7 protein-coding genes and 1 tRNA gene are annotated in these 7080 nt (G+C 49.3%); all 8 read right to left on the minus strand.

Annotation, left to right across the window (positions count from 1 at the left end; all coding sequences use genetic code 11):
* Positions 1–27 precede the first annotated feature (27 nt).
* The 8 genes from rpoB to QA596_11885 all read right to left on the minus strand — a co-directional run bounded on the left by rpoB (position 28) and on the right by QA596_11885 (position 7037).
* Positions 28–3852 carry a DNA-directed RNA polymerase subunit beta gene (gene rpoB / locus QA596_11850; protein MDG5768156.1) on the minus strand — a complete coding sequence of 1275 codons (3825 nt, stop codon included), beginning with the start codon at positions 3850–3852 and terminating at the stop codon, positions 28–30.
* A gap of 167 nt (positions 3853–4019) precedes the next feature.
* Positions 4020–4394 carry a 50S ribosomal protein L7/L12 gene (gene rplL / locus QA596_11855; GenBank protein ID MDG5768157.1) on the minus strand — a complete coding sequence of 125 codons (375 nt, stop codon included), beginning with the start codon at positions 4392–4394 and terminating at the stop codon, positions 4020–4022.
* Between the two features lie 43 nt (positions 4395–4437).
* Positions 4438–4959, minus strand: coding sequence for a 50S ribosomal protein L10 (gene rplJ / locus QA596_11860; GenBank protein MDG5768158.1), 522 nt, complete (start codon positions 4957–4959; stop codon positions 4438–4440).
* A gap of 21 nt (positions 4960–4980) precedes the next feature.
* Positions 4981–5676 (minus strand): 50S ribosomal protein L1, encoded by a 696-nt coding sequence (gene rplA / locus QA596_11865; protein ID MDG5768159.1) that lies wholly within the window; start codon positions 5674–5676, stop codon positions 4981–4983.
* Between the two features lie 20 nt (positions 5677–5696).
* Positions 5697–6128, minus strand: coding sequence for a 50S ribosomal protein L11 (gene rplK / locus QA596_11870; GenBank protein ID MDG5768160.1), 432 nt, complete (start codon positions 6126–6128; stop codon positions 5697–5699).
* 68 nt (positions 6129–6196) lie between these two features.
* The gene (nusG, locus tag QA596_11875; GenBank protein MDG5768161.1) at positions 6197–6754 is read right to left on the minus strand and encodes a transcription termination/antitermination protein NusG; all 558 of its coding nucleotides are present in this window, start codon (positions 6752–6754) and stop codon (positions 6197–6199) included.
* A gap of 1 nt (position 6755) precedes the next feature.
* Positions 6756–6938 carry a preprotein translocase subunit SecE gene (gene secE / locus QA596_11880; protein ID MDG5768162.1) on the minus strand — a complete coding sequence of 61 codons (183 nt, stop codon included), beginning with the start codon at positions 6936–6938 and terminating at the stop codon, positions 6756–6758.
* Positions 6939–6961: 23 nt separating this feature from the next.
* A tRNA-Trp gene (locus QA596_11885) sits at positions 6962–7037 on the minus strand.
* Positions 7038–7080: the final 43 nt, after the last annotated feature.

The following is a 7080-nucleotide window of genomic DNA, read 5'->3' on the forward strand; positions in this document are numbered from 1 at the left end:
ATTCAGGGAAAAGCCGTCATCAGGGTTTCACTCAATGCTGACTTCCAGTCCCAGGCCCTGAAGCTCTCTTACAAGTACATTGAAGGATTCAGGCGTAGTTCCTTCCGGCAGGTTTTCACCTTTCACGATTGCTTCATACACCTTGGAGCGGCCCTTTACATCATCGCTTTTAACGGTAAGCATCTCCTTCAGTATATTGGAAGCTCCGTAGGCGTACAAGGCCCAAACCTCCATCTCACCCAGTCGCTGACCGCCAAACTGAGCTTTTCCGCCCAGCGGTTGCTGGGTAATCAGGGAATAGGGTCCGATGGACCGGGCATGAAGCTTGTCTTCGATGAGGTGGTTCAGTTTCAGCATGTAGATAACGCCAACCGTTGTCATCTGCTGGAAACGCTCACCGGTCTGGCCGTCAAAGAGATACGTACGACCGTCTTTGGGGAGTCCGGCTTTTTCAAGCCATCCCTGGATGTCATCGTAAACCGCTCCGTCAAATGTAGGTGTAGCAAAGGTCACACCCAGCTTGGAACCTGCCCATCCAAGAATGGTTTCATAGATCTGGCCCAGGTTCATCCGGGATGGTACGCCGAGCGGGTTGAGGACAATATCAACCGGTGTCCCGTCTTCCAGGAACGGCATATCCTCCGCCGGTACCACTTTGGCCACAACACCCTTGTTACCGTGTCGGCCGGCCATTTTGTCACCTACTCCCAGTTTGCGCTTTTTGGCTACGTATACCTTGGCTTTTTGAACAATACCAGGGGGCAGTTCATCACCTACCTGAATCGTGTACTTGCGGCGTTTCAAATCCCGCTCATATTCTCTTCTGAGATCACGATAACTCTGATACAGTGTAGCGATGTGCCCGTTGATTTTTTCATCCTGGCACCAGCTTTGGCGGCCCTTCAGAATCAACGGATCGATGCCATCAAAAATTTGTTTCCGGTATTTTTCACCTTTGGGGATGACCTCGTTGCCGATATGGTCAACGACGCCCGGAGAGGTTTTATCCTTGAGTAGCTTGTACATCCGCTCGGACCACTGTCCGTTCAGTTTCGCCAGCTGCTCCCTGTATTTCTCGTTCTCCTGTTCCACCAACTCCTTCTCCTCTTTCCTGGAGAGTTGCTCATCCTTTTTGCGGCTGAACAGTTTGGTGTTAATTACTACGCCGGAGACACCCGGGGGGGTTTTGAGGGAAGCGTCCTTGACATCACCAGCCTTGTCACCGAAAATGGCGCGCAGCAGTTTCTCTTCCGGGGTGGGATCGGTTTCTCCTTTGGGCGTAATCTTTCCGACGATGATGTCGCCGGGGTTGATTTTGGCTCCAACGCGGATGATCCCGTTTTCATCCAGGTTTCGGGTTGCTTCTTCGCTTACGTTGGGAATTTCACGTGTCAGTTCTTCTTCACCGCGTTTGGTGTCGCGAACCTGCTGCTCAAATTCCTGTATATGGATGGAGGTATAAATATCCTCAGACACCACACGTTCACTGATCACAATGGCATCTTCGAAGTTGTACCCTCTCCACGGCATAAATGCCGCCAGAAGATTTCTTCCAAGAGCAAGCTCGCCCTTGTTGGTGGCACAGCCATCAATAATGGGCTGCCCCTCAACTACCTTGTCACCCAATTTCACCAGAGGCTTCTGGTTGGCGGTGGTGTCCTGGTTGGTTCGCTCGAACTTGCGGAGATGGTACACAATAACGCCATCGTCAAAGTGTGCCAGAGACTCAAGCTCATCGCGATCGTAGCGCACGTGAACCTCTGTGGCGCTGACATAAACTACTTCACCGCTTCCTTCCGCAACGATCAGGGCACGGGAATCGCGGGCCGACCGGTATTCAAGTCCGGTACCCACAATGGGTGCTTCCGGCCTGAGCAATGGTACCGCCTGGCGCTGCATATTTGAGCCCATCAATGCACGGTTGGCATCATCATGCTCGATAAACGGTACCATACCGGCTGCAACTGAAACAATTTGATTTGGAGAAATGTCCATGTAACGGACTTCATCCGGCGATGCAAGTCCCACGTTGCTGTCCCTGAACCGCGAGAAGATCAAATCGTTCTCAAAAGTTTTCTGTTCACTCAGCGGTGCGTTTGCCTGGGCAATAACGGTCTCGTCTTCCTGCTCAGCCGCCAGATACTCGATATTGGTACTTACGTAGCCGTCCTTGACTTTGCGGTATGGAGTTTCAATAAAGCCGAAGTCGTTCACTTTGGCATGCACACAAAGCGAGGAAATCAATCCGATATTCGGACCCTCGGGCGTTTCAATCGGGCACAGGCGACCGTAATGGGTGTAGTGGACGTCACGAACCTCAAATCCGGCACGTTCTCTGGTGAGACCACCCGGACCAAGCGCCGACATCCGGCGCTTGTGCGTCAGTTCGGCGAGCGGGTTGGTCTGATCCATGAACTGGGAGAGCTGGTTCGTCCCAAAAAACGTGTTTATGACACTGGAAATCGTTCTGGCGTTGACCAGGTCCTGCGGTGTAAACTGCTCCGCATCCCGGGAGTTCATGCGTTCCCGGATGGTTCGAGTCATTCGGGCAAGGCCGAGACCGAACTGCTGTCCGAGCTGTTCACCAACGGTTCTGACACGCCGGTTGCTCAGGTGGTCAATATCATCCACCTGGGATTTCATGTCCTTAAGGCGAATAAGTTCCTTGATAATCGCAATGATGTCATCTTTGGTGAGCACCTGCAGATCAAGGGACTCTTCCAGATGAAGCCGTTTGTTGAGCCGGTAGCGGCCAACTTCACCGAGGTCATATCGTTTGTCACTGAAGAAGAGCCGCTCCAGAACGGTTCTGGCCGTTTCCATATCCGGCATTTCACCAGACCGGATTTGGCGATACACTTCTGAAAGTGCACTCTCCTCATCGTAGCTGGTGTCTTTGCGGAGGGTGTTGAGAATTACGGACTCCTCCATCTCTTCATCACCGGATTTGAGGACATGCAGCTGTTTGATGCCTGCCGATTTCAGCGCACTGAAATCCTCTTCCTCAAGCACATGATCACGCGGGAACAGAATATTCCGCTTTTTGGCTTCCGTGACTTCTCCCGTTTCATCATCAACGACTTCTTCAAGTACCTCTTCTACAATATCCGTGGCCAGCTTTCTTCCGACTGCATCCTTGAAGGCCTTGGCGCTCTTGATCGAAATCTCATCAGACAGATCGAAAATGGTCAGGATATCATAGTCAGTTGAAAAACCCAGCGCCCGGATAAGGGTTGTAACCGGCAATTTCTTCTTGCGATCAATATATGCCCAGAGAACATCCCTGATATCGGTGGTAAATTCGATCCATGATCCTTTGAAGGGAATCACGCGAGCTGAATAGAGCTGGCTGCCGTTAGGATGCAGTGACTGGCCGAAAAACACACCGGGCGAACGGTGCAGCTGGCTTACAATCACTCTTTCGGATCCGTTTATGATAAACGTACCCCTCTCGGTCATCCAAGGCAGATCCCCGAGGAATACTTCCTGTTCAATGGTCTCGCTGGCGTCATCGCCGGGATCTGAAGCTGAAAGTCTCAGCTTGGCTTTAAGTGGAAGGGCGTATGTAAGGCCTCGCTCCTGGCACTCTGAAATAGTATATTTCGGAGTATCTACGGAATAGTAGATGAATTCCAGAATGCTCTGTTCCCTGGTATCCTGAATGGGAAAATGTTCCAAAAAGATTTTCTGAAGTCCAATTTCTTCCCGATCTTCCGGGTCAATATTCCATTGGGTAAATCGACGGAAAGATTCAATTTGAACATCCAGAAAATCCGGGTAGTCTAATACATTCTGGGTGCGAGCGAAGGAGATGCGTCCTGTGTGGGATTGGATGGCGTTGCTATTACTCAAGGCTACCTCGTCCTTAGTTTATGGATGTGCGCACACGGTTATTTCAGGCAATCCGCACGGTTGCATGAAAAAATGTTTGTGGTGGATTTACTCGAGAAACCCACAGACACCAATAGCCAATACCGGTTTCCCGATATTGGCCTGGCGTAAAAAATAAAAGCAAGGCGTTACTTAAGCTCTACTTCTGCTCCCGCTTCGGTAAGCTTTTCCTTGATTGATTCTGCTTCTGCCTTGTCTACAGCTTCCTTGATGTTACTTGGTGCACCATCTACCAGCTCTTTTGCTTCCTTAAGGCCAAGTCCGGTAAGTCCGCGGACTTCCTTGATAACCGCAATCTTGTTGCCACCGGGTGATTTGAGAACAACGGTAAATTCGGTTTGCTCCTCTGCGGCTTCACCTCCACCTTCTGCGGCGGGTGCAGCTGCTACAGCGGTAGCTGCCGGCTTGATACCGTATTCTTCTTCCAGAACCTGAGCCAGTTCATTTGCTTCTTTTACAGTCAGATTAACAAGTTGTTCAGCTATTTCTTTTACGTCTGCCATTGCTTTGTACTCCCGTTTGTTGTTATTCAGTTTAAAAAATTCTTCAGTTTTCTTTTTCAGCGATGGTTTTTACCGCGCCTGCGATTGTGGATCCCTGCGACTGGAGGCCACTGACAATGTTACTCACCGGGCTGAGAAGCAGACCGACAATATCGCCAATAACCTCTTCTTTCGATTTCATCGCGGCAAGGGTATCCAACTGGTCGGCGGTGTAGACCTGATCCTCGATCGCCGCTGCCTTAAACTCCGGTTTTTTTCTGTCCTTGATGAACTTCTTGAGTACCTTGGCCGGTACTGCAGCCTCACCATGAATAATGGTATAGGCGGTCTCATTCACTGTATGCTCAACAATTCCCTCAAACTTGCCGGTTTCTGCAATTGCCCGGCGGAAAAGGGTATTGTTATATACCTTGTAGTTCAGGTTGTTTTTCCGGAACTCGTTGCGAAGGTCATTCAACTCGGCAACCGACATTCCCTTGAAGTTGGTCAGATAAAGGGCATCGGCGTCCTTGAGTTGTTCAACCAGGTTTGCAACAATTTCTTTTTTTTCAGCTAATGTAGCCATGGAACTAATACTGTTCGATTGTTAGGATTGTACAGCCGATTTTGAAATGGGAATACCGGGGCCCATTGTCGAACTGAGAGTTACACTGCGGATATAAGCCCCTTTTGCGGAAGAGGGACGCAGTTTTATCACAGTCTTCAGGAATGCCTCTACGTTATCCCTGATTTGTGATGCCTCGAAGCTGCTTTTGCCAATGGAGGAATGGAGAATCCCGTACTTGTCGACCCGGAAATCGATTTTACCTGCTTTTACGTCATTGACGGCGGTAGCAACATCCATTGTTACGGTTCCGCTTTTGGGGTTCGGCATCAGGCCACGCGGACCCAAGACTTTACCAAGACGCCCGATTTTTCCCATCACATCCGGTGTGGCTACAATGACATCTATATCAGTCCATCCTTCCTGGATTTTCTCAATATAGTCGTCCAAACCAACGTGATCGGCTCCCGCCTCTTTTGCCTCTTCCTGCTTGGAAGGATTTACAAGAGCCAGAACCCGGACCGTCTTGCCGGTACCGTGAGGCAGGGAAACCGTGCCTCGTACCATTTGATCGGCATGCCTGGGATCCACACCAAGTTTGATGTCTATATCTATCGAAGCATCAAATTTGGTATTTGATGTCTTTTTTGCCAGCTCCGATGCTTCCTCGAGACTGTATTCCTTACCGGCCTCAATCAGCTTTTGAGCTTCTATGTATTTTTTTCCTCTTTTAGGCATATGATATGACCTGCAAATGATTACTTTTTACGATCCACTTTTAGTCCCATGCTGCGCGCAGTACCGGCGATCATCTCAGCGGCATGGTCAATATCAAACGCATTGAGATCCTTCATTTTAATCTCAGCAATCTCTTTGCATTTACTCCATTTAACGGTACCGACCTTGATCTTGTTAGGTTCACCTGAACCGGACTTCAACTTCAGAGCCTGTTTCAGCAGAACAGCCGCAGGAGGGGTCTTTGTAATAAAGGTGAAAGACTTGTCCTGATAGACCGTGATGACTACGGGGATAACAGTACCGGTACTTTCCTGGGTGCGTGCATTAAAAGCCTTGCAGAACTCCATGATATTTACTCCGGCCTGACCCAACGCCGGTCCCACCGGCGGTGCCGGGTTTGCCTGCCCGCCCATGATCTGCAACTTGATAACTTGACTTACTTTCTTCGCCATAACGTTTTAACCTTCTTCTATAGCAACTTGTATTTGATTGTCCTTTTCAGGGGCCGGCCTGAGTAATATCAGGCTTCTGGGTCAACCTGATTTACATCTACCTCCACAGGAGTACGGCGACCAAAAATACTCACCAGAACCCGCAGCTTCATCTTGTCGGGATAAACCTCCTCGACAGTGCCATCAAAATCCTTGAATGGCCCGTCTATAACTTTCACAAGGTCTCCTTTCTTGAAAGGTATTTCTACTAGACTCGCGCCTTCTTCTTCCGCCTGGCCGGCTTTACCAAGAATCCGATCGACCTCGTCTCTTTTCAACGGAGCCGGACGCGTACTTTCCTTGTCATTTTTCAGAAAGCCGATAACCGATGGTGCGTTTGATATCAGATTATTTACCGCATCATCATAGACGGCTTCAATGAGAATGTAGCCGGGAAAGAAATTTTTCTCACGGGTCCGTTTCTTCCCGCCGCGAACTTCAATAACCGTTTCACTAGGAATCAGTATCTCAGTGATTTTCTCCTCAAATCCCTGCAAAACGATTTCCCGCTGCAGATACTCTTTAACCTTCTTTTCATGGCCAGAGAAGCATCTTACTACATACCAGTTCCGTTGCTGATTTTCCATTTTAACCAAAGATCAGTTCCAGCACCGTACTGTACACCCGGTCAACTCCAAAAATAAACAGAGAAACTATGATGGAGAAAACGACGACAATCACCGTACTGTCAATGAGTTCTTGCTGAGTGGGCCAGGAGACTTTGCCCATCTCCTTCTTTACACTCTGAAAATATTCTGTAATTTTATTCATAACGTTGGATAATGCCTGAAATGTGGCACGGGTGGAGGGACTCGAACCCCCAACCTACGGTTTTGGAGACCGTTGCTCTGCCAATTGAGCTACACCCGTACTTTTTCAATTTGGGCATATAAAGCGGCTGTGCCGCCTGCGG

It is taken from the genome of Balneolales bacterium ANBcel1, assembly GCA_029688905.1.
Lineage (GTDB): Bacteria > Bacteroidota > Rhodothermia > Balneolales > Natronogracilivirgulaceae > SLLW01.